The 24804-nt window shown below is 72.4% G+C and carries 22 protein-coding genes and 1 pseudogene; 7 read left to right on the top strand and 16 right to left on the bottom strand.

Features of this window, described 5'->3' with window-relative positions; all coding sequences use genetic code 11:
* Window positions 1-56 precede the first annotated feature (56 nt).
* Window positions 57-209: pseudogene (locus ACZ499_RS02160) on the top strand (disulfide bond formation protein B); the annotation flags it as partial.
* A 122-nt stretch (window positions 210-331) separates the two neighbouring features.
* Here the strand turns inward: ACZ499_RS02160 and ACZ499_RS02155 are convergent.
* Together ACZ499_RS02155 and ACZ499_RS02150 are read right to left on the bottom strand one after the other, a co-directional pair.
* Complete coding sequence (locus tag ACZ499_RS02155) at window positions 332-862, bottom strand: hypothetical protein (protein ID WP_468671239.1); 531 nt, start codon at window positions 860-862, stop codon at window positions 332-334.
* A 28-nt stretch (window positions 863-890) separates the two neighbouring features.
* Window positions 891-2675 carry a S8 family serine peptidase gene (locus ACZ499_RS02150; protein WP_468671237.1) on the bottom strand — a complete coding sequence of 595 codons (1785 nt, stop codon included), beginning with the start codon at window positions 2673-2675 and terminating at the stop codon, window positions 891-893.
* Window positions 2676-2939: 264 nt separating this feature from the next.
* On the opposite strand from ACZ499_RS02150, the gene ACZ499_RS02145 reads away from it, so the two are divergent.
* Complete coding sequence (locus ACZ499_RS02145; RefSeq protein ID WP_468671235.1) at window positions 2940-3575, top strand: TetR/AcrR family transcriptional regulator; 636 nt, start codon at window positions 2940-2942, stop codon at window positions 3573-3575.
* A gap of 23 nt (window positions 3576-3598) precedes the next feature.
* Window positions 3599-5260: an FAD-binding dehydrogenase gene (locus ACZ499_RS02140; protein ID WP_468671233.1), complete on the top strand. Its 1662-nt coding sequence runs from the start codon at window positions 3599-3601 to the stop codon at window positions 5258-5260.
* 29 nt (window positions 5261-5289) lie between these two features.
* Here the strand turns inward: ACZ499_RS02140 and ACZ499_RS02135 are convergent, their stop codons facing one another.
* The 3 genes from ACZ499_RS02135 to ACZ499_RS02125 form a co-directional block, all read right to left on the bottom strand.
* Complete coding sequence (locus ACZ499_RS02135) at window positions 5290-5904, bottom strand: hypothetical protein (RefSeq protein WP_468671230.1); 615 nt, start codon at window positions 5902-5904, stop codon at window positions 5290-5292.
* Window positions 5905-6078: 174 nt separating this feature from the next.
* Complete coding sequence (locus ACZ499_RS02130) at window positions 6079-7617, bottom strand: alkaline phosphatase (protein WP_468407862.1); 1539 nt, start codon at window positions 7615-7617, stop codon at window positions 6079-6081.
* 133 nt (window positions 7618-7750) lie between these two features.
* On the bottom strand, window positions 7751-8038 hold the full coding sequence (locus tag ACZ499_RS02125; RefSeq protein WP_468671228.1) for a LytR C-terminal domain-containing protein: 288 nt from the start codon (window positions 8036-8038) through the stop codon (window positions 7751-7753).
* A 206-nt stretch (window positions 8039-8244) separates the two neighbouring features.
* Between ACZ499_RS02125 and tatA the strand changes: the two genes are divergently transcribed.
* The 3 genes from tatA (at window position 8245) to ACZ499_RS02110 (ending at window position 11360) form a co-directional block, all read left to right on the top strand.
* Window positions 8245-8562, top strand: a complete 318-nt coding sequence (tatA, locus tag ACZ499_RS02120) for a Sec-independent protein translocase subunit TatA (protein WP_468671225.1) — start codon at window positions 8245-8247, stop codon at window positions 8560-8562.
* Between the two features lie 98 nt (window positions 8563-8660).
* Window positions 8661-10436, top strand: coding sequence for a S9 family peptidase (locus tag ACZ499_RS02115; protein ID WP_468671223.1), 1776 nt, complete (start codon window positions 8661-8663; stop codon window positions 10434-10436).
* A gap of 159 nt (window positions 10437-10595) precedes the next feature.
* Window positions 10596-11360, top strand: a complete 765-nt coding sequence (locus ACZ499_RS02110) for an SURF1 family protein (protein ID WP_468671221.1) — start codon at window positions 10596-10598, stop codon at window positions 11358-11360.
* A 147-nt stretch (window positions 11361-11507) separates the two neighbouring features.
* Here the strand turns inward: ACZ499_RS02110 and ACZ499_RS02105 are convergent, their stop codons facing one another.
* The 7 genes from ACZ499_RS02105 to ACZ499_RS02075 form a co-directional block, all read right to left on the bottom strand.
* Window positions 11508-12809 (bottom strand): hypothetical protein, encoded by a 1302-nt coding sequence (locus tag ACZ499_RS02105; protein WP_468671219.1) that lies wholly within the window; start codon window positions 12807-12809, stop codon window positions 11508-11510.
* A complete protein-coding gene (locus tag ACZ499_RS02100; protein WP_468671215.1) occupies window positions 12806-13477 on the bottom strand; it encodes a SigE family RNA polymerase sigma factor in 672 nt (223 codons plus the stop codon). The genes ACZ499_RS02105 and ACZ499_RS02100 overlap by 4 nt, the downstream gene beginning before the upstream one ends.
* Before the next feature lie 295 nt (window positions 13478-13772).
* Entirely contained in the window at window positions 13773-14828 is a 1056-nt protein-coding gene (locus ACZ499_RS02095; protein WP_468671212.1) for an aspartate-semialdehyde dehydrogenase, read from the bottom strand.
* Entirely contained in the window at window positions 14825-16096 is a 1272-nt protein-coding gene (locus ACZ499_RS02090; protein WP_283142804.1) for an aspartate kinase, read from the bottom strand. The genes ACZ499_RS02095 and ACZ499_RS02090 overlap by 4 nt, the downstream gene beginning before the upstream one ends.
* Before the next feature lie 322 nt (window positions 16097-16418).
* Window positions 16419-17078 (bottom strand): DUF5063 domain-containing protein, encoded by a 660-nt coding sequence (locus ACZ499_RS02085; protein ID WP_468671208.1) that lies wholly within the window; start codon window positions 17076-17078, stop codon window positions 16419-16421.
* Window positions 17071-17670: a recombination mediator RecR gene (gene recR / locus ACZ499_RS02080; RefSeq protein WP_371653518.1), complete on the bottom strand. Its 600-nt coding sequence runs from the start codon at window positions 17668-17670 to the stop codon at window positions 17071-17073. The genes ACZ499_RS02085 and recR overlap by 8 nt, the downstream gene beginning before the upstream one ends.
* A 126-nt stretch (window positions 17671-17796) precedes the next feature.
* On the bottom strand, window positions 17797-18132 hold the full coding sequence (locus tag ACZ499_RS02075; RefSeq protein WP_468671202.1) for a YbaB/EbfC family nucleoid-associated protein: 336 nt from the start codon (window positions 18130-18132) through the stop codon (window positions 17797-17799).
* Between the two features lie 313 nt (window positions 18133-18445).
* Here ACZ499_RS02075 and ACZ499_RS02070 point away from each other — a divergent pair, with 313 nt between their 5' ends.
* Window positions 18446-19171 carry an SLATT domain-containing protein gene (locus ACZ499_RS02070; protein ID WP_468671201.1) on the top strand — a complete coding sequence of 242 codons (726 nt, stop codon included), beginning with the start codon at window positions 18446-18448 and terminating at the stop codon, window positions 19169-19171.
* 522 nt (window positions 19172-19693) lie between these two features.
* On the opposite strand, the gene ACZ499_RS02065 is transcribed toward ACZ499_RS02070, so the two are convergent.
* The 4 genes from ACZ499_RS02065 to ACZ499_RS02050 all read right to left on the bottom strand — a co-directional run bounded on the left by ACZ499_RS02065 (window position 19694) and on the right by ACZ499_RS02050 (window position 24616).
* Window positions 19694-20572 carry a class I SAM-dependent methyltransferase gene (locus ACZ499_RS02065; RefSeq protein WP_468671199.1) on the bottom strand — a complete coding sequence of 293 codons (879 nt, stop codon included), beginning with the start codon at window positions 20570-20572 and terminating at the stop codon, window positions 19694-19696.
* 147 nt (window positions 20573-20719) lie between these two features.
* Window positions 20720-21370: a hypothetical protein gene (locus ACZ499_RS02060; RefSeq protein ID WP_283142795.1), complete on the bottom strand. Its 651-nt coding sequence runs from the start codon at window positions 21368-21370 to the stop codon at window positions 20720-20722.
* 169 nt (window positions 21371-21539) lie between these two features.
* On the bottom strand, window positions 21540-23954 hold the full coding sequence (locus ACZ499_RS02055) for a glycosyltransferase (RefSeq protein WP_468671197.1): 2415 nt from the start codon (window positions 23952-23954) through the stop codon (window positions 21540-21542).
* Window positions 23951-24616 carry a GntR family transcriptional regulator gene (locus tag ACZ499_RS02050; protein WP_468407883.1) on the bottom strand — a complete coding sequence of 222 codons (666 nt, stop codon included), beginning with the start codon at window positions 24614-24616 and terminating at the stop codon, window positions 23951-23953. The genes ACZ499_RS02055 and ACZ499_RS02050 overlap by 4 nt, the downstream gene beginning before the upstream one ends.
* Window positions 24617-24804: the final 188 nt, after the last annotated feature.

Raw genomic sequence — 24804 nt, 5'->3', positions numbered from 1 at the left:
CCGCCAGCTTCCGGCCATGGACACGCTGATCTTCGGGGGCTGCTGGTCGTCGTCCCTGCCCGCTCTGCACGGTGCAGCGGATGTTCATGCTGCCGGCCGCGCTCGGGGCCGCGTACGTCGTGCGGCAGGGGATGACCGGGCGGGTGCCCGGGAGCGACCACATGACCGGGTGGGGGCTCGCGCTCGTCGCTGGTTCCTTCCTGACGACCCGCCGCGCTGTCAGTTCTTCTACGACATCCATCTGCTGCCCTGAGTCCTCTCGGGCGGCACATCACGGCGTCGGGCCCGGGCCATCTGCTTTCTGGCCCGGGCCCCGTGCGCGGTCGGCCGGTTACTGCATCGGCCTCGACGCCTCTATCTCTATCCCCTTCACCATCATCCGGTCGTCGTACGCGACCCGTACGAACTGGCCGTGGCGGAACGCGCTCAGGACCCGCTCGATCACGAACTGGCTCGGGTGCGGCAGACGCACCTGACGCCCGTTGACCACCAGCGTCATGGCCGCCTCGATCCCCGGGAACGCGGCGATCGGAGCCTGCACCGCCGTGGCGTACGCCACGAAGTACTGCGCCTGGGACTGGGGCTGGGGCTGGGGCTGCGCCAGAGGCTGGGGCTGGGGCTGCGCCAGAGGCTGGGGGTGCGCCTGGCCGCCCTGGTGCTGGCCGAACTGCTGGAGCAGCGACTGGAACGGCTGCTGCTGGCCCAGCTGGTGCAGCTGCTGGAGGTGCTGCGGGACGCCCTGGCCCTGACCCTGGCCCATTCCCTGGCCCTGGTTCTGGCCGAAGCCCTGACCCTGACCCTGGCTCATCCCCAGGCCCTGCCCCATGCCCTGCTCGAACTGCTGCGGTACGAAGGACGTCATCTCTGTTCCCCTTTCGTCGTGTTGGGGTTCACCTCTCGCCCGTCACCGTCACGCCCACGACCTCGTCGTCATCGGTGTACCGGACACGTACGGCGTGGCGGCCGCCCGCGAACGCGGTGTGGACCGCGAGGCGGACGTGCGGCTCGGGGTCGCCGAGGGTGCGCCACGCCCCGTTCACGTACAGGCGCAGGCGCGTGGTGCTGTCGTGCGGGTCGGGCAGCAGGTCGTCCCGGAAGCGTTCCGCCAGGCCCTCCGTGATCCGGCGCGGTACGAGGTGGGCCACCGCGGCGCGCAGGTCCGGGCGGGTGCCGATGCGCTGCGAGGACGGGCGGCCGGGCGCCTCCCGCTGGGGCGAGCCGGTGCGGCGCAGGAGCTCACGCAGGGGCTCGGGCGCCAGCGGGGCCAGGCCCGCCGTGCGCAGCATGCCCTGGAGCGAGGCGAGCACGCCCGCGACCTGCGCGGACGCCGGTGATGTGCCGGAGAAGGCGTCCGTGTACCAGGTGTCCTCCGACTGGCCGCCCTGCAGTTCGCCCGGCCGGTTCCAGAAGCCGCCCGCCGTGGTGACCTCGTGGCCCCAGCCCTGGGCGTCCACCCGCGTACCGAAGTTGGAGAAGCCGAGGCGGGAGCGGTCGGGGCCGTGGTCGCGGCCGTGCGTGCCCGGGGGCGGGGCGCCCGCGCCGACCACGATCGCGCCGGAGGAGGGGGCCGCCGGGTCGAACGGGTTGCGCCACCAGGCCGGGAAGCCGTCCGGGCGTGCCTCGTACAGCGCGTCGTCCAGGCTCTCCGCGCCGTTGCCGGCCGCCTCGACGACCACCACGCCGCGCGCCGTCGCGTACCGTACGGCCGCGAAGTCGTCGGGCCACCACTCCAGCGGGATGTGGCCGCGCTGGTCGTCGTCGGCCGCGTATCCGAAGCGCGGGCCGGGGCGGTGCAGCGGGACCAGCAGGATGTCGCCGGGGGTGAGGCGGTCGGCGGCGCAGGTGATGGCCCGGGCCGTGCCGATGCCGTGGATCGACGCGAGCGCGAGGACGGCCTCCGGGGCGATGCCCAGCGTGCCGCTGCCGGTGCGGCTGCCGCCGAGCACCCCGAGCACACCGGTGCCGTGGTTGCGCCAGGCCAGGTCCTCGACGGGGGTGCCCGCGACGATCCCGGCGAGCCTGGGCCCGAGGTCGCGGTGGCCGAGCTGCCACGCGGCCTCGACGTCGACGATGCTCACGCCCTCGCCGGAGCCGCCCGCCTGGAGCCATGCCCAGGCCGCGTCCACGCCCTGGGGGGCGGGCCCCAAGTAGCCCTGGCGGCCGCTGAAGTCGGGGGTGGCGGCCCCTTCCTTCTCCCGCCGCCCTTCATCCGTACGCCCGTCCCCGTCGTCCCCGTCGTCCTTCGCACCGAACGGGCCCGTCGCCGGGAACGCGCTCGGCTTCACGTACGCCGTCTCGATCCCGGGGAGCCCCGCGAGCCGGGAGGCGAGCTCCTCCAGGCGGTCCTCGCCGCCGCGCACCCGGTGGAAGAGCGTGAGGTCGGGTACGTCGACGCCGTGCCGGGGGAGCAGCGCCAGCGCCTCCCGCACCCGGGCCTCACTGCCGAACAGCGGCTCCAGAGCCAGCTGTTGGTCCATCAGGAACATGTCCAGGGCCGACGATTCCAGGGGCGCGCCGGACGCCGAACCGTTCTCGGCGAGCTCGGGGCGGGCCACCACGATCAGCTCCCGCTCGACCGGGTGATACGCGAAGCCCGCGCCCTCGGGCCCGGGGTCCTGGGCCCCGGCCGAACCGGCCGAACCAGCCGAACCAGCCGAACCGAGCGAGTCGCCCATGGTTCCCACTCCCCATCCGTCCGTCGGTATCCATCCGTCGGCACCCGTCCGCCGGGGAGAACCCTGCTGCGGGGACCCCGACCTGTACAGGACGCAATCTCGACAAAGGCCGACGCGGCCGAATCGATGGGGACGGATATGAGACATCCCGGCCGACCGGCCCGGCCGGGGTCGGTGAGCAACCCGAACATCCAGGTCAGACCCCTTGTTGATACATCTCTGCATCGGATACGTTCACGTATCCGAGAGACCGGAGCCCAGTCCATGACCACAGCCACCGCCCCGGCGCAGCCGCCCACGCCCAAGCGCGTCACCACGCGTCGCGCCCGCACCCGGCGGCGGCTGCTCGACTCGGCGCTCGAAGTGTTCGCCGACGAAGGGTTCGGCCGGTCCACCGTCGAGCAGATCTGTGAGCGGGCCGGATACACCCGCGGCGCCTTCTACTCGAACTTCACCTCGCTCGACGAGCTGTTCCTCGCCATGTGGGAGGAGCGCTCGACCCGGCTGCTCGCGGATGTGCGCGCCGCCCTCGACGAGGCGTCGGCGGCCGCGCCCGAGGACGCCGTACGGGCCGCGCTGCGGGCCATCCCGGTGGACGACGCCTGGTACCGGGTCACCGCCGAGTTCACCGCGCACGCCCTGCGCAACCCCGCCCTGCGGCGGGTGATGGCCGCCCGGGAGCAGGCGATCCAGGACGCCGTGCTGCCCGCGGTCGTGGCGGCGCTCGGGCGCACCGGGCGCCGGGTGACCGACGAGGACGCGCTCGGGCAGGCGCTCGTCGCCGTCCACGACGGCACCGCCGTCCAGGTCCTGCTCGACCCCGGCAGCGAGGCCGCCCGGGCCCGCCGCGAAGCGCTCTTCCTGCACGTGCTCCAGGCCTACAGCACCGCAACCTCCTAACCCCTACCTCCCAGGAGACCGCCGTGAGTGACGACGCCGATGTCATCGTCGTGGGAGCCGGCCTCGCCGGGCTCGTCGCCACGTACGAACTCGTCCGCGCGGGCCGCAAGGTGCTCGTCATCGACCAGGAGAACGAGGCCAACCTCGGCGGCCAGGCCTTCTGGTCGCTCGGCGGGCTGTTCTTCGTCGACAGCCCCGAGCAGCGCCGGATGGGCGTCAAGGACTCGTACGACCTGGCGCTCGCCGACTGGATGGGCTCGGCCGGCTTCGACCGCGAGCGCGAGGACCACTGGCCGCGCCAGTGGGCGAAGGCGTACGTCAACTTCGCCGCCGGGGAGAAGCGGAGCTATCTGTACGGGCTCGGGCTGCGTGTGACGCCGACCGTCGGGTGGGCCGAGCGCGGCGCGGGCACGGCGGGCGGGCACGGCAACTCGGTACCCCGCTTCCATCTGACGTGGGGGACCGGGCCCGAGGTCGTCCGGGTCTTCCGCGAGCCGGTCCTGGAGGCCGCCGCGCGCGGGCTCGTGACGTTCGAGTACCGCCATCGCGTGGACGAGTTGATCGTCGAGGGCGGGGCGGCGGTCGGGGTGCGCGGGAGCGTCCTGGTGCCGTCGGCCGAGCCGCGCGGCGTCGCCTCCTCGCGGGAGGCGGACGGCGAGTTCGAGCTGCGCGCGCAGGCCGTCGTCGTCACCTCGGGCGGCATCGGCGGCGACCACGACCTGGTCCGCAAGAACTGGCCGGTCGAACGGATGGGGCCGGCGCCGCGCTCGATGGTGACCGGTGTGCCCGCGTACGTCGACGGGCGGATGCTCGGCATCACCGAGGGCGCGGGCGGCTCGATCGTCAACCGCGACCGCATGTGGCACTACACCGAGGGCCTGAAGAACTGGGACCCCATCTGGCCCGGCCACGGCATCCGGATCATCCCCGGGCCCTCCTCGCTCTGGCTGGACGCGACCGGGCGGCGGCTGCCCGCGCCGCTCTTCCCCGGCCACGACACCCTCGGCACGCTCAAGCACATCGTGGGGACCGGTCACGACCACACGTGGTTCGTGCTGACGCGGTCCATCGTGGAGAAGGAGTTCGCGCTCTCCGGGTCGGAGCAGAACCCCGACATCACCGGCAAGGACCTGAAGCTGGTGCTCTCGCGGGTGCGCAAGGGCGCGCCCGGCCCCGTGCAGGCGTTTCTCGACCGCGGCGAGGACTTCGTCGTCCGCCGCACCCTGCGCGACCTCGTCGACGGCATGAACGCGATCTCCCCCGGCCCCAAGCTCGAACTCGGCCAGGTGGAACGGGAGATCCTGGCGCGCGACCGCGAGATCGACAACGGTTACGGCAAGGACTTCCAGGTCATGTCGATGCGCAACGCGCGCGCGTACTGGCCGGACCGCATCACCCGGGTCGCCAAGCCGCACCGGCTGCTCGACCCGGCGCACGGGCCGCTCATCGCCGTACGGCTGCACGTGCTGACGCGCAAGACGCTCGGCGGCCTGGAGACGACCCTGGAGTCGCAGGTCGTACGGCCGGACGGGACCCCGTTCGACGGGCTGTACGCGGCCGGTGAGGTCGCCGGGTTCGGCGGCGGCGGGGTACACGGCTACAACGCGCTGGAGGGGACGTTCCTCGGCGGCTGCATCTTCTCGGGCCGGGCGGCCGGGCGGGCGCTGGCGCGGCGGCTGGCGTGAGGGCAGCGGGACCAAACCCTGTCTGGGAGTTACTCGTTGACCAGCACCGGCACGGACAGGACCGCGCTCGCCGCCTTCCCCGTCAGCGGGGCCTTCGGTACGGCGGTGAAGTCGATACCGGCGCCCTCCGCACGGGGCGCGGCGTGCCCGGCGGTGCCGTGGGCGGCCTCGCCCGCCTCGCCCTCCTCCGCGTACTGGAAGGATCCGGTGCCGACGAGGCGGCCACGCTCGTCGTAGAACGCGGCGCGCAGCTCCAGCGCGAGCACGTCGCTCACGTCGGAGGTGATGGCGAAGTGGCCCGTGACGGACGGCTTCTCGGAGGATTTCCCGGAGGGCTTCTCCGAGGACTTCTCTGAGGACTTCTCTGAGGACTTCTCTGAGAGCGTGAGCTTCGTGATCCGCACCCGGTCCGTGAACGGGCCCGGCTCCAGCCGTACTTCACCCGTCGCCGGGATCTTGGCGAGGGTCGCGGCGGGCGCCGGTGCACCGCTCGGCGCGGGGAAGGTGACGGCCGGGGCCGCTGCCTGCTCGGCCTGCACGGGGCGCTGCCCGGCGTCGGCCTTGTCGCCGTCGGAGCCTCCGCAGGCCGTGGTGAGGGCCAGGGCGGTCAGGGCGAGGGCGGCCAGCCGGATCGAGCGGTTCACTGCGTACTCCTGTGTCGGCGGGTGCGGGGCCGGGAGAAGGATGGTCCCCCGGCCCCTGGTATGGCTGGCCACGGCGGGTCAACCGCCGGGCGGGAGCGGGCCGTTGGGGCGACGTTTCACGTGAAACAGTGCGCGTTTCACGTGAAACGTCGCGCCGCCAACGGCCCTGTCGTGTCAGCCGCGCGGCGCCCGGCCGAACAGCGAGCGGTACATCTTGCCGTACAGCTCGGTGTTGATCTGGCTCGCCGCGAACTTCTCGGCGCCCGGCCCGTACGCGAAGATCGGCACGTCGGCGCCGGTGTGGTTGCCGGAGAGGTAGGTCAGCCAGAGGCTCGCGTCGGGGCTGCCGTCCTTGACGCCCGCCGCGTCGTCCGGCGTACGGAAGGTCGCCGGGGCGAAGTTCTTGGCGTCGCCGGAGCCGGCGCCATTGAGGATGCCGGACGAGCGGACCGGGTCCTTGGCACCCGACTTGTCGCGCGACGGCGTCGAGTTGTTCGCCGGGTTGCCCGCGTCCGTGTTGGCCGGGGGCGCGACGGACTCGGCGTTGGTGTACGTGCCCTTCTCGATGATGTTGAAGCCCGCGCACTCGTGGTCGGCGGTGACGACGACCAGCGTGTGCCCGTCCTTCTTGGCGAAGTCGTACGCGGCCTTGACCGCGTCGTCGAACGCCTTGACCTCGGCGAGCGTCTGGGCGGCGTCGTTGGCGTGCGAGCGCTTGTCGATCTGGGCGCCCTCGATCTGGAGGAAGAAGCCCTTCTTGGACCGGCCGTTGAGCAGGTCGATCGACTTCTTCGCCATGTCGGAGAGGGTCGGCTCCTGCTTCTGCGGGGCGTCCGCCGGGAGCCCGGCCTTGGCCTGCTCCACGGTCAGGTTGCCGCGGTTGAAGAGGCCGACGACCTTCTTGCCCTTGAAGCCGTCGAGGTCGGCCTTGGTGGCGACCTTCTGGCTGGCGGCGGTCTGGGCGGGCAGGTTCGCGTCGCCGAAGCTGCCGAGCACCTGGTAGCCCTGGGCCTGGAGGGCCTTCTGGTCGTCCGGCTCGAAGCGGGCGAGGCCGCCGCCGAGGACCACGTCGGCGGTGCCGTTGCGGGCGATCTGCTCGGCGACCGGGGTGATCAGCGTCTTGTCCTCGGGGGCCTTCTCGTACGAGCCGTCCGCGTTCTTCGGCAGGCAGGCCGCGTCCGAGTACACCGGGCCCTGGCAGCCGCGCAGCAGCACATGGCTGAACTGCGCGCCCGGGGTCGCGTCGGTGATCTCGGCGGTCGAGACGTTGCCGGTGGCGAAGCCGGCCTTCTTGGCCTGCTCCATCAGCGTCACGCGGCGCTTCTCGTACGCGTCCACGCCGAGCGCGGCGTTGTAGGTCTTCACGCCGGACGACCAGGCGGTGGCGGAGCTGGCCGAGTCGGTGACGAGCGCGGGCTGGTCGGTGCCCTTCTCGACGGCGTACGTGGCGACCGCGCCGGTGTAGGGCAGGCGCTCCATGTTCAGCTTGCCCTGGGCGCCGTAGTAGCGCTCGCGGCCGGCGGTGACATGGGTGCGGCCCATGCCGTCGCCGAGGAGGTAGATGACGTTGTGTATCTCCTGGCCGTGGCCCGGGAACGGGCGGGCATCGTGCTGCGGGGCGGAGTTGGCCGTGACGGCGCTGCCCGCCGCGACGGCGGAGGCCAGCGCCACCACCGTCAGCGCCTTGCGGCGCTTGTGTCCCATGGATCTCATGGCCGCGAAGCTATGAGCCGAATATGAACGAGTTGTGAGGTGCGGGCGTACGGCGAACGAACGGCTTCGCCTTTCCATGGTGTTGCTTCGTGGTGGTGCTCCGAAGTAGGGCGTGGTGCTCCGTGGTGTTGCTTCACCCGTACGAGAGGCCGGAGCAGATGCCGTCGTCCGCCGAGCGGGCCTTGTCCACGACCTCGGAGGGGACGGCGGGGGCGGCGGCCGTGGGGTCGGCCGCGTACTTCGAGCCGAGGATGACGCTGAGCCCCGCGCCCTTGGCCGGGCGCAGCAGCGCGCCGGGAAAGCGCTGGGCGAGCGCGTCGGCGTGGGTGCGGCCGCCCGGCCCGTACTCGATGACGGTGTGGACGAAGTCCTGGGTGGCGGCGGTCGCCGTGCCGGTGACCGTGTAGCCGCCCGTCTTCAACCGGCACGGCCAGCGCCAGGCGCAGTCGGCTGCGTCTGCGCCGCCGGGCCGGGGGCGCGCCGATGGCGCCCTTCCGGCTCCCGCCGCGCGCGTGTCCCGCCTTGTGGCTGCCTGCCATCCGTACGCCCCATCCGTGTCCGTTTGGTTGTACAGTTGCGCAATGTAGCAAGTCTTTCTGAGAGCAGCCGAGAGGGAAGGACGACGGGATGTTCCTGCGCAATGGCCTGGAGCCCTGGCATCTGCTGATCGTTGCCGTGGTACTGATCCTGCTCTTCGGCTCCAAGAAGCTGCCCGACACGGCCCGGGCGCTGGGCAGGTCGCTGCGGATCCTCAAGAGCGAGACGCGGGCGATGAAGGACGAGTCGGGGGGCGGGCCGGAGGCGCCGGGGGCCGCGGCGCCGAGCGTGGCCGCCCAGACCCCCGCCCAGACCCCCGCCCAGACGCCCACCCAAGCCTCCGCCCAGACGCCCCACGCCGCCGCCCAGACCCCCGCACCGCACCCCTCCGACGCGCCGCGCCCATAACCGCCACGACACCCGCTCGGCATGTACATGCGCCAAGTTGTCCACAGGCTGAGGACGACGTGGGCGGCTTGTCGGCGGGGCGGCGCATGATGGGGTCCATGAACGAGATGCCGGAGTGGGAGAAGCGGTTCAGGGCGCCCAGGGTCGGGCTCCCCGACTGGGCGGAGGACGCCCCGGACCGCTCGCTGTTCGTGTCCAACGCGACGGGGACGTACGAGCTGTACGCATGGGACCGGGCGACCGGCGCCCAGCGCCAGGCGACGGACCGGCCGAACGGGACGACGGACGGGGTGCTGACGCCGGACGGCGAATGGATCTGGTGGTTCAGCGACAGGGACGGGGACGAGTTCGGCGTGTGGATGCGCCAGCCGTTCGGCGGCGGTGACGACGAGCCCGCCGTGCCCGGTCTGGAGCCGTCCTACCCGGCGGGCCTCGCCCTCGGCCGGGACGGCACGGCGGTGGTCGGCCGCTCCACCGACGACGACGGCACGACGGTCCACGTCATACGGCCCGGGGCCGCGCCGGCCGAGATCTACCGGCACCGCGAGTCGGCGGGCGTCGGCGACCTCTCGTACGACGGGGCGCTGATCGCCCTGGAGCACACCGAGCACGGCGACGCGATGCACTCGGCGCTGCGCGTGCTCCGGCTCGACGGCTCCACGGCCGCCGAGCTCGACGACACCAAGGGCGGCGCGGAGGAGCTCGGCCTGGAGGTGCTCGGCTTCGCGCCGCTGCCGGGCGACACCCGGCTGCTGATCGCGCACCAGCGCCGGGGCCGCTGGGAGCCCATGGTGTGGGACGTGGCGTCCGGCGAGGAGACCGAGCTCGCGCTCGAACTGCCGGGCGACGTCGTGGCGGAGTGGTACCCGGACGGCTCGGCGCTGCTCGTCGTCCACAGCTTCGAGGCCCGCAGCGAGCTGTTCCGGTACGACCTGGCGGCGGCCGAGCTGGTCGAGGTGGAGACCCCGGCCGGTTCCGTCTCGGGTGCCACGGCCCGGCCCGACGGGACCGTGGAGTACCTGTGGTCGTCGGCGGCGCGCCCCTCCGAGGTGCGCTCCACCACGGGCGCGGTCGTCCTCGATCCGCCGGGGATGAAGGCACCGGGCTCGGTCCCGGTGGAGGACGCGTGGGTGGAGGGGCCCGGGGGCCGTATCCACGCACTGGTGCAGAAGCCGGCCGGATCCGGCCCGTTCCCGACCGTCTTCGAGCTGCACGGCGGCCCGACCTGGCACGACAGCGACGCGTTCGCGGCGGGCCCGGCGGCCTGGCTGGACCACGGGTACGCGGTGGTGCGCGTCAACTACCGAGGCTCCACGGGATACGGCAGGGAGTGGACGGACGCGCTCAAGCACCGGGTCGGGCTCATCGAGCTGGAGGACGTGGCGGCGGTCCGGGAGTGGGCGGTGTCGTCCGGCCTCGCCGACCCTTCCAAGCTGGTCCTGTCGGGCGCGTCCTGGGGCGGGTATCTGACCCTGCTCGGCCTGGGCACCCAGCCGGACGCGTGGACGCTCGGCCTCGCGGTGGTGCCGGTCGCCGACTATGTGACGGCGTACCACGACGAGATGGAAGCCCTGAAGGCAATGGACCGCACGCTGCTCGGCGGCACCCCGGAGGAGGTCCCGGAGCGCTTCGAGGCATCGTCGCCGCTGACGTACGTGGACGCGGTGAAGGCCCCCGTCTACATCTCGGCGGGCGTCAACGACCCGCGCTGCCCGATCCGCCAGGTCGAGAACTATGTGGACCGCCTGGCCGCGCGGGGCGCGGTGCACGAGGTGTACCGCTACGACGCGGGACACGGCTCGCTGGTCGTGGAGGAGCGGATCAAGCAGGTGCGGCTGGAGCTGGAGTTCGCGGGGAGGCACTTGAACAAATAAGCCCCTCCGGCGATTGAGGAGCGGGGGTCCCGGGGCACCGGTCCGGGGGCAGCGCCCCCAGCAGACGGCCTCGGCGGGCGGGGTCCGGGGCGTAGCCCCGGGGAGACGGGCGGGCACCCCGCAGCCCGGCCCCCCGGAGGGATTCCGTACCGTGGTGGTGTGTACCGGTTCCTGCTGACGCCCCGCTGGTGGGGGATCAACGTCTTCGTCGTGCTGGCCATCCCCTTCTGCGTGTTCATGGGGTCCTGGCAGCTCGGCCGCTTCGAGGACCGCGTGCAGTCGCACAACGCGGCCGAGAAGGAGCCCGACGCCTCCGAGCTGAAGGCCGCACCGCTGCGCGACCTGCTGCCCGTCGACCAGAAGACCTCGGGCCGCACGGCGAGCGCGACCGGGCGGTACGGGGAGCAGTTCCTGGTGCCGGACCGGCAGGTGGACGGCAGGAGCGGCTCGTATGTGCTGACCCTGCTGCGCACCGACGGCGGCAAGGCGCTGCCCGTGGTGCGCGGCTGGCTGCCCGAGGGGCGCCCGGTACCGGCCCCGCCCACCGGCGAGGTCACCGTCGACGGCGCGCTCCAGGCCTCCGAGACGCCAGGGACGGACGGGGTGAACGCCTCGGGCGGGCTTCCGCAGGGTCAGCTCGGGATGATCAGCGCGGCGTCGCTGGTCAACCTCGTGCCGTACGAGGTGTACGACGCGTGGATCACGCTCAACAAGGCCGACTCGGGGATGGCGGCCGTGCCCGCCGCCAAGCCGCAGAACACCGGCCTGGACCTGAAGGCGTTCCAGAACCTCGGCTACACCGGCGAGTGGTTCGTCTTCGCCGGGTTCGTGGTGTTCATGTGGTTCCGGCTGCTGCGGCGCGAGGCCGAGGCGGCGGAGGACGCGGAGCTGGGCCTGGCGCCCGAGCCGACCGGTACGGGCTGAGTTCTTCTGCGGGCCCGTGGGGGCTTGTCGCGCAGTTCCCCGCGCCCCTTTGGGCACGGATCCGCAGCGCACCACGTGCGAGGGAGTGGGGCGGGGCTGGAACCGGCCTCGCCCCCTCGTGCTCCTCCCCCTCGGGATGAGGAGCCGTCAGGGTGTGGCCGGGGCCGGCGCCGGGGCCACCAGGACACCCGTGCGGTAGATCGTTCCGGCACAGGCGTTGGGGATGGTCGCCTCGGCGGTCGGCGCGCCGGGCTCGGCGACATGGGTCACCGCGACCTTGCCGTCCGTCGGGGTGCCGGGCGTCACCGGGTCGACGGCGCCCATCTGGGGCTCGGTGCCCGTCGGTGCCGTACCGGTCCCGGTGCCGGTGGTCGCCCCGCCGCCGCCTCCGCTGACCGTCGACGGCGAGGGGTCGGGCGAGGGCTGCGGCTTGGGACAGGTCTCGGACGGCACCCAGGCGAACTTGACCTCGTACGCGGCCGACGGCTTGAGCACCAGACCGGTGGCTTCGAGCGAGGGGTCGGGCAGCCGGGCCGCCGGGTCGCCGGTGGAGTGGTCCACAACGGTGATCCGGGAGGCGTCGGCGGCTCCCAGCGCCTGGAAGTCGACCTTGCCGGCCCCGCTGATCTGGCAGAGCTTCTGCGAGACATTGGCGACGCGGAACGTGCCGTAGACCTTGCCGTCGACGTCGGGCTTGCTGATCCGGGCGGACTTCACGCCGAGTTCGGTCGCGTCGCAGACCGGTGAGCCGACGACCACGGGCCCGCCGACGGGTCCGGTCTCGCCGCCCACGGTGCCGCCCACGGCGGTCCGGCCGGGCTCCTCGGGCTTCACGGTCCCGGTCGGCGCCGGGGTGCGGGTGCTCCGACCAGAGGGCCTGTCGGCCCCCCGCTCACCGCCCTCCACGCCCGGCGCGGCGCCGGTGCCGCCGTGGGCCTGCTGGCCGTGCCCGGCGATGGTGGGCCGGTCCTCGGAGGCCGCACCGGTGTTGGCGACGTGCAGGAACGCGGGGATGGCGGTGCCGATGAGCAGTGCCGCGGCGGCCGCGCCGACCACCGCCTGCTTCTTGCGGGCCTGGCGGGCGGGGACGGCCCGGCGCAGCTGGTCCAGGGCTCCCTCGGACGGCTCCATGCCGTCCACCGCGCCGTGCAGCATCCGGCGCAGCGCGTCTTCGTCCGGGGTGAGGCCAGGTGGGAAGGGGTCGTTCACAGTTCTGTTTCCAGTCCGGTCGTCCAGAGGGCGGTCGGGCCCGTATGTGCTCTCCCCGTGGCGGCGTCCGTGGCCGCGGTCGCCGTGTTCGCCGTGGTGCCCGTGTTCCCCCCGGGCCCCGGCCGCGCCGTACGTGTCGTGTGTGCCGTCGTCCCGGCGGCCGCGGTGGTCACCGCGCTCCTCGCCGTCTCCCCGCCGTTCCTCCCCGTCCCCGAATCCCGCATTCCACTTGGCGCTCATACCGGTGCCTCCATGGCTATCCGGAGTGCCGCGATGCCGCGCGAGCCGTACGCCTTCACCGAACCCAGGGATATCCCCAGCGTCTCGGCGACCTGGGACTCGGTCATGTCCGCGAAGTACCGCAGCACGAGGACCTCGCGCTGGCGGCGCTGGAGGCCGCGCATGGCCTTGATCAGCGCGTCCCGCTCCAGCTGGTCGTACGCACCCTCCTCGGCGCTCGCCATGTCGGGCATCGGCTTGGAGAGCAGCTTGAGCCCGAGGATGCGGCGGCGCAGGGCCGAGCGGGACAGGTTGACGACGGTCTGGCGCAGATAGGCGAGCGTCTTCTCGGGCTCGCGCACGCGCGAACGGGCCGAGTGGACGCGGATGAAGGCCTCCTGGACGACGTCCTCGCAGGAGGCCGTGTCGTCGAGCAGCAGGGCGGCCAGCCCGAGCAGCGAGCGGTAGTGCGCGCGGTAGGTCTCGGTGAGGTGGTCGACGGTGGTCCCAGCGGCCATGGCGTCGTCAGTGCCCTCGCGGGCCGACGTCGGCTGGGCGGGGACGCGGGTGGGGCGCGCGGTCGGCATGGGGGCGATCACCGGCATGCCGCCGGCCGGCCGGGGCCGCCGGAGCGGACGGACCACTGCGCCGCGCACCGGAAGAGCGCTGATGTCGAGAACCTCTGCCACGCCAGTTGGACACGTTTCCCCCCGTCAGGGTTGTACGCGTACGACACCGTTTTTGACAGTGCGACAAATGTCCTCATGCGTACCCGATCTTCCCCAATGCCCGAATATTTACGGCACCTTGATGGGCGACCGCATAGACGCTCCATGCCGGGCTGCCAGTTGCAGGGACACGGAAATGAATCGTGTAACAGGGCAACAGCGCAGTTCAAGTGGTACAGACCAGCGACTTGCTCACAGAGCGTTCACAGATCCTACAAACTCTGTGGCCTTCTCGGCGGCGAAATCGCGCCGGTATTCAGCCGTTGAATTCCCCGGCCGCCAGCTCGGCGATCTGAGCGGCGTTCAAAGCCGAGCCCTTGCGGAGGTTGTCTCCGCAGACGAAGAGATCGAGCGCGTACGGATCGTCGGGCGAACGCCGCACCCGTCCCACCCACGCCGGGTCGGTGCCGACCGCGTCGGCGGGCGTCGGGAACTCCCCCGCCGCCGGGTCGTCCAGGAGCACCACGCCGGGCGCGGTCGCCAGGATCTCGTGGGCCCGCGCCACCTCCACCTCGTTCTCGAAGGTGGCGTGCACGGAGACCGAGTGGGTAGTGATCACCGGGACCCGGACACAGGTCGCGGCCACCGCGAGCCGCGGCAGGCCGAGCACCTTGCGGGTCTCCTCGCGCAGCCCCAGCTCCTCGCTGGACCAGCCGCCGTCGGCCGGGTCCCCGGACCAGGGCACCACGTTGAGCGCCACCGGCGCCGCGAACGGCCCGGTGTCCTCGCCCACGGCCCGGCGCACATCGCCGGGACCGGTGCCCAGTTCCGTACCCGCGACGAGGGAGAGCTGTTCGCGCAGGGTCGCGACGCCGGCCCGCCCGGCGCCGCTGACCGCCTGGTACGTGGAGACGACGAGCCCGCTCAGGCCGTACTCGGCGTGCAGCGCGCCCACCGCCACGATCAGCGCGAGGGTGACGCAGTGCGGGGAGGCCACGATGCCGCGCGGACGCAGCCGTACGGCATGGGGGTTGACCTCGGGCACCACCAGCGGCACGTCCGGGTCCATACGGAAGGCCGACGAAGTGTCGACGACCACCGCGCCCTTGGCCGCGGCGACCGGCGCCCACTGGGCGGCGACCTGCTCGGGCACCAGGAAGACGGCGACGTCGACGCCGTCGAGCGCCTCCTCGCCCAGGGCCAGGACCTCGGTCTCCTCGCCGCGCACGACGAGCTTGCGGCCCGCCGAGCGCGGGGAGGCGATCAGCCTGATCTCGCCCCAGACGTCCGCGTGCTGGGACAGGATCTGGAGCATCACCGCGCCGACGCCCCCGGTCGCTCCGACGACCGCGAGCGCCGGCTTGCGGTTCATCGTCCGGTGCCTCCGTAGACCACGGCCTCGTCGGAGTCGGAGTCCAGCCCGAAGGCGGTGTGCACGGCGCGCACGGCCTCGTTGACGTCGTCGGCGCGGGTGACCACGGAGATGCGGATCTCGGAGGTGGAGATCAGCTCGATGTTCACGCCCGCGTCGCTGAGCGCCTCGAAGAACCCGGCGGTGACGCCCGGGTTGGTCTTCATCCCGGCGCCGACCAGCGAGATCTTGGCGATCTGGTCGTCGTAGCGCAGCGACTCGAAGCCGATGGTCGCCTTGGCCCGCTCCAGAGCGTCTATGGCCTTGCGGCCCTCGGCCTTGGGCAGGGTGAACGAGATGTCCGTCAGCCCGGTGGAAGCGGCGGAGACGTTCTGGACGACCATGTCGATGTTGATCTCGGCATTGGCGATCGTCCGGAAGATGGCCGCGGCCTCGCCCGGCTTGTCGGGGACCCCGACCACCGTGATCTTCGCCTCCGAGACGTCGTGGGCGACTCCGGAGATGATGGCGTGCTCCACCTGCTGATCCCCTCGCGGTTCGTTGCTGACCCAGGTGCCCTGAAGTCCGCTGAAGGACGACCGCACATGGATCGGAATGTTGTAACGGCGTGCGTACTCGACGCAGCGGTGCAGCAGCACCTTGGAGCCGGACGCGGCCAGCTCCAGCATGTCCTCGAAGGAGATCCAGTCGATCTTCCTGGCCTTCTTGACGACACGCGGGTCCGCGGTGAACACACCGTCGACGTCGGTGTAGATCTCGCAGACCTCGGCGTCGAGCGCCGCCGCGAGGGCGACGGCCGTGGTGTCCGACCCGCCGCGCCCGAGCGTGGTGATGTCCTTGGAGTCCTGCGAGACCCCCTGGAAACCGGCCACGATCGCGATGTTGCCCTCGTCCAGGGCGGTACGGATCCGGCCCGGCGTGACGTCGATGATCCGCGCCTTGTTGTGGACCGAGTCCGTGATGACGCCGGCCTGGCTGCCCGTGAACGACTGGGCCTTGTGGCCCAGGTTTTTGATCGCCATGGCCAGCAGGGCCATGGAGATCCGCTCTCCGGCGGTCAGCAGCATGTCGAATTCCCGGCCGGTGGGCATCGGGGATACCTGCTCGGCGAGATCGATCAACTCGTCCGTCGTGTCGCCCATCGCGGAAACCACGACAACGACCTGATGGCCGTTCTTCTTGGCTTCCACGATCCGCTTGGCGACGCGCTTGATGCCCTCGGCATCCGCAACGGAGGAGCCTCCGTACTTCTGCACGACAAGGCCCACGTGCGCTCCTCGCTCAGTCCATTACTACGGTCGGCTCAGTCTAACGAGCGGCCCGGGTCCGCCCGGGAGGTGCCACATCGTGAGATGTCCCGCTCGCGATGTGATCTTGCCCCGGGTGGGGGGATCGGATCCGGTCCGCTCGTGAAGGGGCACATGCCCGGCCGGGCGGGTTGTACGCGGAGGTGTGGGGCGGCTCACAGGCGGACGCCGACGGGCAGAGGGCGGGGCGCCCGCCGGGAGGGGGCCGAACGGCCTTGTGCGCGGGCTCACTTGACCGTACGAGACCACTTGGATCCTCCGGGGCCACTTGGCCGTACGAGGGCTACTTGACCGTACGCAGGCCCAGCGGGCCCGCGATCTCCTCGGCCATGACGCGGCCCGCCTCCTCGGCGAGCGACTCCTCGGTCAGGTCCTCGTCCGTGTCGAGGCCGTCCAGCTCCTGCAGGGGCTGGTTGAGGCGGACGTGGGCGACCAGGGCCTGGAGGGCGCGCAGGGTCGCCGAGGCGGTCGAGCCCCAGTTGGAGAAGTAGGAGAACTGCCACCACCACAGCGCCTCGGTGGTGCGGCCCGCGCGGTAGTGGGCCAGGCCGTGGCGCAGGTCGGTGACGACGTCGGCCAGGTCGTCGGAGATCCGGCACGGCACGGGCGCCTTGCGCGGCTCGTACGGGTCGAAGACCTCGGAGTACACGTCGATGGGTTCGAGCAGGGCCGCGAACCGCTCGCGCAGATCGTCGACGTCCGGCTCGGGGCCGAGGTCCGGCTCGTACCGCTCGTCCGGGACGATGTCCTCGTGCGCGCCGAGGCGGCCCCCGGCGAGCAGCAGCTGGGAGACCTCCAGGAGCAGGAACGGCACCGCGCTGTCCGGCTCGTCGCCCCTGGCCACTTCCGTGACCGCGACGATGAACGACTCGATCTGGTCCGCGATCTGGACCGCGAAGTCGTCCGGATCCTGGTTGGCCGCGTGCAGCGTTGCGTCAGACATCGAGAAGTCGCCTTCCTTCAAAGGCCCGCCCCAGCGTGACCTCGTCCGCGTACTCCAGATCTCCCCCGACGGGGAGTCCGCTGGCCAGCCGGGTGACCCGCAGGCCCATCGGCTTGATCATGCGGGCGAGGTAGGTCGCCGTGGCCTCGCCCTCCAGGTTCGGGTCGGTGGCCAGGATCAGCTCGGTGACCGTGCCGTCGGCGAGCCGGGCGAGCAGCTCGCGGATGCGCAGATCGTCCGGGCCGACTCCCTCGATGGGGCTGATGGCGCCGCCGAGCACGTGGTAGCGGCCGCGGAACTCACGGGTCCGCTCGACCGCCACGACGTCCTTGGGCTCCTCCACGACACAGATGACGGCCGGGTCGCGGCGCGGGTCGCGGCAGATGTTGCAGCGCTCCTCCTGCGCCACGTTGCCGCAGACCGCGCAGAACCGGACCTTGTCCTTCACTTCGAGCAGGGCGTGCGCGAGCCGGCGCACGTCGGTGGGCTCGGCCTGGAGGATGTGGAAGGCGATCCGCTGCGCGCTCTTGGGACCGACGCCGGGCAGCCTGCCCAACTCGTCGATGAGGTCCTGGACCACGCCTTCGTACAACGGACTGCCTCTCGTGGGTCGTCTGGGTGCTTACGGTAGTTGGTGGGCGGGCGCCGCAGAAGGGCGGACCCGCGTTGTTCACCACTGTTCAGGAGCGCGTCTTCAGGAGCGGTCCCGCCCCTCGGCTCAGAAGGGCAGGCCCGGCATGCCGCCGAGGCCCTGCGCCAGCGGGCCGAGCTTCTGCTGCTGGAGCAGCTGCGCGTTCTCGTTCGCGGCCTGTACGGCGGCGACGACGAGGTCCGCGAGCGTCTCGGTGTCGTCGGGGTCGACCGCCTTCGGGTCGATGACGAGGCCGCGCAGCTCACCGGAGCCGGTCACGGTCGCCTTCACGAGCCCGCCGCCGGCCTGGCCGTCGACCTCGGTCGCGGCGAGCTCCTCCTGCGCGCGGGCGAGGTCCTGCTGCATCTGCTGCGCCTGCTGGAGCAGCTGCTGCATGTCGGGCTGGCCACCACCAGGGATCACGGTGCACTCCGTCTTCAGCGTCGTCGTCTGCCGGAAGGCTCCGGCACTCCGAGCCTACGTGGTCTACCCGCGCCCTGCTCCGCAACTCTTTCGAGTGAGCCGACGGAGGTTTGCCTACCTGATCAAGGCCCACTTACGGGGGGAAATACCGCGATATCGGCCCTCGCTCCCACCATTCGGCGGTAGGAAGGGCAGTCACGTCTCGGGGGAGGTCGGAGGTCGTCGCTCATGGTGATGTGTCGTAACTGTACGTTACGTCACCGAGTCGGACGGATGCCGATGATTTCGATACGCACCGCGGAGGGAGCGCCGGGTGAGCCAGCCGGAGATGCAGCCCGAGGGGCCCCCGGGACCGCCCCGGGACGAGCGCGACCTGACCGGGCGCCCGTTCCCGCTCGGCGACTGGGGCGAGCCGGCGGAACGGCTGGACGAGCTGTACCGGTGGGTCGAGGCGGGCGCGCTGCGCACGGCCGAGTGGTACCTGGCGGACCGGCTGTGGAAACGGCGGGGCGCGCGGGTGCTGCGGGTGTGCACGGCGGCGGGCGCGATCGCCGGGGCGACGCTGCCGCTCCTCGACGTGACGGGGGCGCTGTCGGGCGCGTCGGGCTGGGGCTACTTCTCCCTGCTGCTGGGGGCGGCGTGCCTGGCCTGCGACCGGCACTTCGGACTGACGTCCGGGTGGATGCGGGACGTGGCGACCGCGCAGGCGGTGCAGCGGCGGTTGCAGGGGCTGCAGTTCGACTGGGCGTCGGAGAGTGTGCGGGAGGTTCTGGGGCCGACGGAGGGGACGGCGAGTGAGGCGGCGGAACGCTGCCTCACCGTCCTCCGTCGGTTCTCGGAGGACGTCACGGAGCTGGTGCGCTCCGAGACGGCGGACTGGATGGTGGAGTTCCGCTCCGGCCCGGCCCCCTTGGTGATGCAGTCCCTGGCGTCCTCGTCCCCCCGGCCGGACGCGGCCCCCGGCCCCGGCCGCTTCCCCCTCCCCCCGGGCGCCCGCCCCAACATGCCCCGCCAACGCCCCCCGGAGGCTCCGCGCTGACGGTCCTGCGGCGGCTTTCCCCCACCCCGCCCCTTCCCGAAACCCTCCGGGGGTGGGTGGGGGTGGAGGAGGGTTTCCCGGGGGCTACGCCCCCGGCCCCCGTGGCGGGGCCTGCGGCCCCCGCACCCCGCTTACGGGGGTTACGCCCCCCCAGCACCCCCACTGGGGCTGCACGCCCTGCACCCCGCCTACCGGGGCTACGCCCCCGACACCCCCACTGGGGCCGCACGCCCCCGCACCCCGCCTACGGGGGCTTCGCCCCCCCGGCACCCCCGCTGGGGCTGCGCCCCCGCACCCGCTTCGGGGCTCCGCCCCGGACCCCGTTCGTCCGCGGGCCGTCTGTGGCTGGGCACGCAGTTCCCCGCGCCCCTGCCCACCCAGGGGCGCGGGGAGCTGCGCGACCAGCCCCCACCGGGCCCGCAGACGAACGCCGGAGTCCCGCGGGCGGAGCGCCGACCCACCCCCGGAGGTCACGCGGCGGACCCGCACAGCGGGAACGGGCGGGGTGGGGGCAAAGACCCCTCAGCGGCGCGGCAGCAGCGTCCTCGCCAAGCGGCGGGCCAGGGGCGACCGGGGCTTCGGGGGCGCCGCCGGGGCCGTCACCCGGGGCGGGGTCGAGGCAGCCGGCGCAGCACCCTCGTGCCGGGACCTCGGCGCCTCCGGCGCCACCGCCTTCTTGCCCGCGATCCGGATCAGCGGCGCCCCCGCCACCTCCTCCACCCCGTGCCACATGTCGGGGCGGGTCGAGAGCCAGGAGAGGAGCTCCGTGCGCGCCGGCTCGGGGTCCGACCACGTCCCGTAGAACTTCGTTCCCGTGATGCAGATCGGCCGCAGCCCGGTCGTCGCCACCGCGCCCCACACCGCCGCCGCCACCCCCGGACAGTGCTCCGCCCGGAAGTCGTCGAACGCCACGATCGCGTCGGGGGCCACCAGCGCCCGCGCCGCCTCGATGTCCCCGTACACGTGCTCGTACAGGTGCGACGCGTCCACGTGGACGAAGCGGCAGGTGGACGGGGAGACGCGGGACGTGATCACCGATGTGGGGGCCTGGACCACCACCGGGAGGTCGTCGTGGAAGGAGAGGTAGTTCGCCTCGAAGGCCCGCCGCGTGAGCGTCGCGTACGAGCGGTCCATCTCCTCGCTGTTGGGGTCGTCCGGCGCGGGCGAGTCGAACAGGTCGCAGACCGTGAACCTCTCGCCCTCCCGCAGGTACGACCCGAGGAAGATCGCGCTCTTGCCCAGGTACGCACCGAGTTCCAGCAGGTCACCACGGAGTTCCTGGCGCTCCTGGCGCGCCAGGAACCAGTCGAAGAGCAGTTGGTCGGCGGGCCAGAACCACCCCTTGACGTCGGAGAAGCGGGCCGGGGCGGCGGCGCTCTGGGCGCTCGTCGTTTGTGGCATGGAGGACATGAACCGGTCCTACTCCCGCCAAATGGCGCGGAGTTTACGGTCAGGGGTGGGGCCGGTGGTGCTCCGGCGACATCCCCCGCACGAGCCGGACCGGAGACGGACCGGAGAGGGACCCGAGACTGCGCGGCGCCGCGTCCCTCAGCTGAAGATGATCATAGAGCCCTGCGCCAGCGACCGCGTCGCCGCCGCGTGCAGCCCCAGCCACACGTGCCGCTCCCGCGCGAAGGGGCTCTCGTCGTACGGGATCGGGCCCGCCGGCTCCTCCAGCGAGGTCGGGCGGTCCGGCGGGGCGGGGGCCATCGGCGGGTTGACGGGGTCTATTCCGATCGCCGGGGCCACGAACTCCAGCTCCCGCAGCAGCCCGTGCGTGGAGCCCAGCGGACCGCCTCCGGCCAGCAGTTCCTCGTTGGCGAGCGGGGTGCGGAAGTCGACGGGCACGTACGCGCCCGCGTGGTCGTAGTGCCAGACCAGATGGGACTGCTGGGCCGTCGTCTCGAACATCTCCAGGAGCTGTTCGTAGTCGCCGCCGAGCTCGTCGACCGGGGTCACGGCGAGGCGGCAGAGCTGGAGGAGGTAGGCGCGGCGCAGGAAGTGCAGCGCGTCGTAGTCGAAGCCCGCGACCGGGGCGACGTCGCCCGACAGGCCGGGCATGTACGCGAAGACGGGCACGGGCGGCAGCCCTGCCTCACCGAGCGCCTTGTCGTACGAGGCGATCTCCTCGGCGAACGGGTTGTCGGGGCTGTGGCACAGCACGTCGACGAGGGGGACCAGCCACAAGTCACAGGCCACGGGGCTCCTTACGAGGTCGCTATGGTCGGGACAGCGTAGTCCGCCGAGCACGCTCCGCGAAGCTCGCCCGTCAACTCCCGTGCGGGGCAGGCGTCAACGCGGCGCGAAGCCATCGGCTCAGGCGCCACACGCGTATCAGAAGACGCATCACGACCGACCGGGAAGGGGCTCAGCGGCCTACGTCCCAGATCCATACCCCGTCCACCTGGCGGCCCTCCCTGCCGAGCAGCCGCGCCACCGTCGTGTACAGCGCCCGGTCGTTGTCCTGCGGGGGCAGGACGACGAGCCCGGCCTTCCAGTACGCCAGGTCCGCCCTCGCCTGGGCGCGCCAGGCGTCGCCGATGTCGGGGATCTCGCCGCCGTAGCGCACATCGCGCAGCAGGTTGGAGGTCCAGCGCGGGGAGGCGCCGTAGATGCCGATGCGGTCCGGGCCCCAGGGGCCGTTGAAGTAGCCGCCGGGGAGCGGGAAGCCGAGGTCGGCGCGGACCTGCCAGTGCAGGGCGTCGGCGGCCGCCGGGTCGGGCAGCGGCACCGTCACCACGGACTCGCCGGGCTTCACGTACGTACGCCACAGCCCGTCCGCGAAGAACGACGGCACCGGCGCCCGCTCGGTCACCGTGAACGGGGTCGGGACGATCGGCAGCAGCGCCAGGGCCACCGCCGCGAGGCCGCTCAGCCGGTTCACCCGGCCCGCCTCGGCCAGACGCCCCACCGCCAGCGCGACCAGCGCGCCGAGTGCCGGTGCGCAGATCATGCCGACCCGGCCCTCGATGACCGACTCGAAGAGCGGGCGATGGGCGAGCGCCCGCCAGGGGCCCGGCAGTTCGACGTCCGTGTACGGGATGCTGATCTTCTGGCCGAGCGAGAGCAGCGCCGCCGCGACCGCCGTGCCCGCGAGCGCCTTGACCAGGGCGTGGCGCCACAGCCGTACGGTGATCGCGAAGACCAGCGCGATCAGCGGCCAGCCGTAGAACGCGTTCTGCTCGGTCCGGTTGAGCGCCAGCTTGTCCGCCGTCGCCTCGTCGCCGAGCAGCGCCCGCCCGGAGAACTTCAGGAAGGAGAGCGGGCTGTTGCCCGCGCTGTCGCCGTGCAGCACCGAGTGGTAGCTCTGGTCCCCGAAGAACTGCCAGGTGAGGGGATACGCCACCAGGGGCAGACAGACCAGGGCGGCCACCCCGAGGCCCTTCGCCAGCGGGCGGGCCGCCTCGCGTATGACATCCCGCCGCGCCAGCGCGTACGACAGCGCGAAGAGCAGCATGCCGACCGAGGCGAGCAGCAGGACCTCCTCGCCGAGGAAGATCTGGTACGCGGTGAACAGCCCGAGCAGCACGCCGTCGCGGCGGACGTCCGCGGCCGGTGAGCACAGCCGCAGCGCGCGGTCGACGATCACTGGGATCATGAACAGGACGCAGAAGTTCGGGTGCGCGTTGGCGTGCGAGACCATCGGCGGCGCGAACCCGGCGAGCGCGCCGCCGAGCCCGGCGGCCCACGGGTTGCCGGTCACCCACCGCGCGAAGAGCCGGGACCAGGCGTACGCCGTCGCGGTCAGGCCCAGCGTGAGGACCAGCGCCCAGGTGACGGTCGGCCCCAGCGCGAGCGTGACGGGCGCGAGCGGCACGGACAGGCCCAGCATGGGGGTGTTGCCCATGAGGTTCACCCCGTCCGGGAAGCCCTGGAGGGTGGTGAAGAGCGGGTTGCGCAGATGTCTGACGTTGTCGGCGGTGACCGAGAAGAACCACTCCCACTGGTTCTGGTCCTGACCGGAGTCGGCGAGGTAGCCGCGGCCGAGGTCGGTCCAGAGGTCCTTGTAGAGGAGGACCGAGGAGAGCAGGAAGAGGGCGAACAGGGCGAGGTTCGGGCGGCTCGCGGAACGGGCCTTGAGGCGTACGAGTTCGAGCAGCACCCGGCCGTAGTCGGCGGGGCCGACCTTGGAGCCCTCCTGGTGGGACCAGCGGACCGGGACCTCGGCCACGGGCCAGCCGTGGCGGCGGAAGAACTGGAGGATCTCCACGTCGATGCCCCAGCCGTCCAGGCGGGCGTCCGCGAAGGCCGCGCGCGCCTTGTCGCCGTCGAAGAGCTTGAAGCCGCACTGGGTGTCGTGGATGCCGGGCACCGCGACGGCGCGTATCAGCCGGTTGCCCATCCGCCCCAGCCACTCGCGGACCCGGCTCTGGTGGACCGCTATGTCGGCCTCGGGGTGGGCGCGGGAGCCGATCGCGGCGGCCGCCTGGGCGCCGTCGAGCTCCTTGGCGAGCCGGTCGAGCTCGGCGACGGGGGTGGCCAGGTCGGCGTCGGTGAGCAGCACCCGGGCGCCCCGGGAGGCGGCGACGCCGAGCCGCAGGGCGTGCCCCTTGCCGCGGTTGCGGCCGGCGGCGACGAGGCGGATGCGGGGGTCGGCGGCAGCGGCGTCCTGGGCCACGTCCGCCGTCCCGTCCTCGGACCCGTCGTCGACGACGATCAGCTCCCAGGAGAGCGGCGCGTCGTGCAGGTGGTCCCGGATCGCGTCCAGGGTCGGTCCCAGGCGCCGCTCCTCGTTGTACGCGGGGACGACGACCGAGAGATCGAGGGGGCCGCCGTCCGTCACCGCTTCAGCCGCTCCGCCCAGGTGAGCGAGTGGTCGTTGTACGCGCTGATCACGGCGTACGCGGCGTCGCCGTCACCCTGGACCACCGCGTCCACGAGGTCGCCGTGGCCGTTCCACAGCCAGTCGCAGAGGTCGGAGCGGCCGCGCAGATACGGGACGGCGAAGACCCAGCACTGCATGCGCAGCCGATGCAGGAAGTCCGAGATGTACGGGTTCCCGGCGAGAGCGCCGAGCTCGCGCCAGAACCGGAGGTCGTAGCCGATGAGTATGTTCAGATCGCCGCTGCGGGCGGCGCGGGCGCACTCTTCGGCGCGGCGGCGCACGGAGACGAGGGCGGGGCCGTGGGCGGCGCCGAGCTCGGTGATCTTCCGGAAGATCCCGTTGACGACGAGAGACCGGGCTTCCACCATGCCCTTGTAGTCCTCGACGGTGAACTCATGGACGCGGAAGCCGCGGTGCTGGTCGGAGTCGAGCAGACCCTGCGCGGTGAGGTCGACGAGGGCCTCGCGGACGGGGGTGGCGCTCACCCCGTACTGCTCGGCGATCTGCTTGACGGTGAACTCCTCGCCGGGCTGCAGGCGCCCCGCCAGTATTTCGTCACGCAGCGCGTCGGCGATCTGCTGCCGCAGCGTACTGCGCGTCACGCCTCCACTCGCGGGCACGGCGCCCCTCCCCTCGTCGGTATCCCGCACACGATAGGCCAGGGCCCGGGCGGACTCCCCCACCCCGCCCCTTCCCGAAGGCCCTGGGCGGGCGGCCGGGTGGGGGTGGAGGCTTGCTTGCCGGGGGCTGCGCCCCCAGACCCCGCTTCGGGGCTTCGCCCCGGACCCCCGTGTTTTTCTGCGGGTCC

It is taken from the genome of Streptomyces sp. NPDC031265 (genome assembly GCF_055570295.1).
The sequence above is the reverse complement of the archived record's forward strand: the minus strand, read 5'-3'. Positions and strand labels throughout refer to the sequence as shown.

Coding starts and splice junctions, on each gene's coding strand:
- ACZ499_RS02155 (WP_468671239.1), bottom strand. CDS start 862: ATGACGTCCTTCGTACCGCAGCAGTTCGAGCAGGGCATGGGGCAGGGC.
- ACZ499_RS02150 (WP_468671237.1), bottom strand. CDS start 2,675: ATGGGCGACTCGCTCGGTTCGGCTGGTTCGGCTGGTTCGGCCGGTTCG.
- ACZ499_RS02145 (WP_468671235.1), top strand. CDS start 2,940: ATGACCACAGCCACCGCCCCGGCGCAGCCGCCCACGCCCAAGCGCGTC.
- ACZ499_RS02130 (WP_468407862.1), bottom strand. CDS start 7,617: ATGAGATCCATGGGACACAAGCGCCGCAAGGCGCTGACGGTGGTGGCG.
- tatA (WP_468671225.1), top strand. CDS start 8,245: ATGTTCCTGCGCAATGGCCTGGAGCCCTGGCATCTGCTGATCGTTGCC.
- ACZ499_RS02115 (WP_468671223.1), top strand. CDS start 8,661: ATGAACGAGATGCCGGAGTGGGAGAAGCGGTTCAGGGCGCCCAGGGTC.
- ACZ499_RS02105 (WP_468671219.1), bottom strand. CDS start 12,809: ATGAGCGCCAAGTGGAATGCGGGATTCGGGGACGGGGAGGAACGGCGG.
- ACZ499_RS02095 (WP_468671212.1), bottom strand. CDS start 14,828: ATGAACCGCAAGCCGGCGCTCGCGGTCGTCGGAGCGACCGGGGGCGTC.
- ACZ499_RS02085 (WP_468671208.1), bottom strand. CDS start 17,078: ATGTCTGACGCAACGCTGCACGCGGCCAACCAGGATCCGGACGACTTC.
- ACZ499_RS02065 (WP_468671199.1), bottom strand. CDS start 20,572: ATGCCACAAACGACGAGCGCCCAGAGCGCCGCCGCCCCGGCCCGCTTC.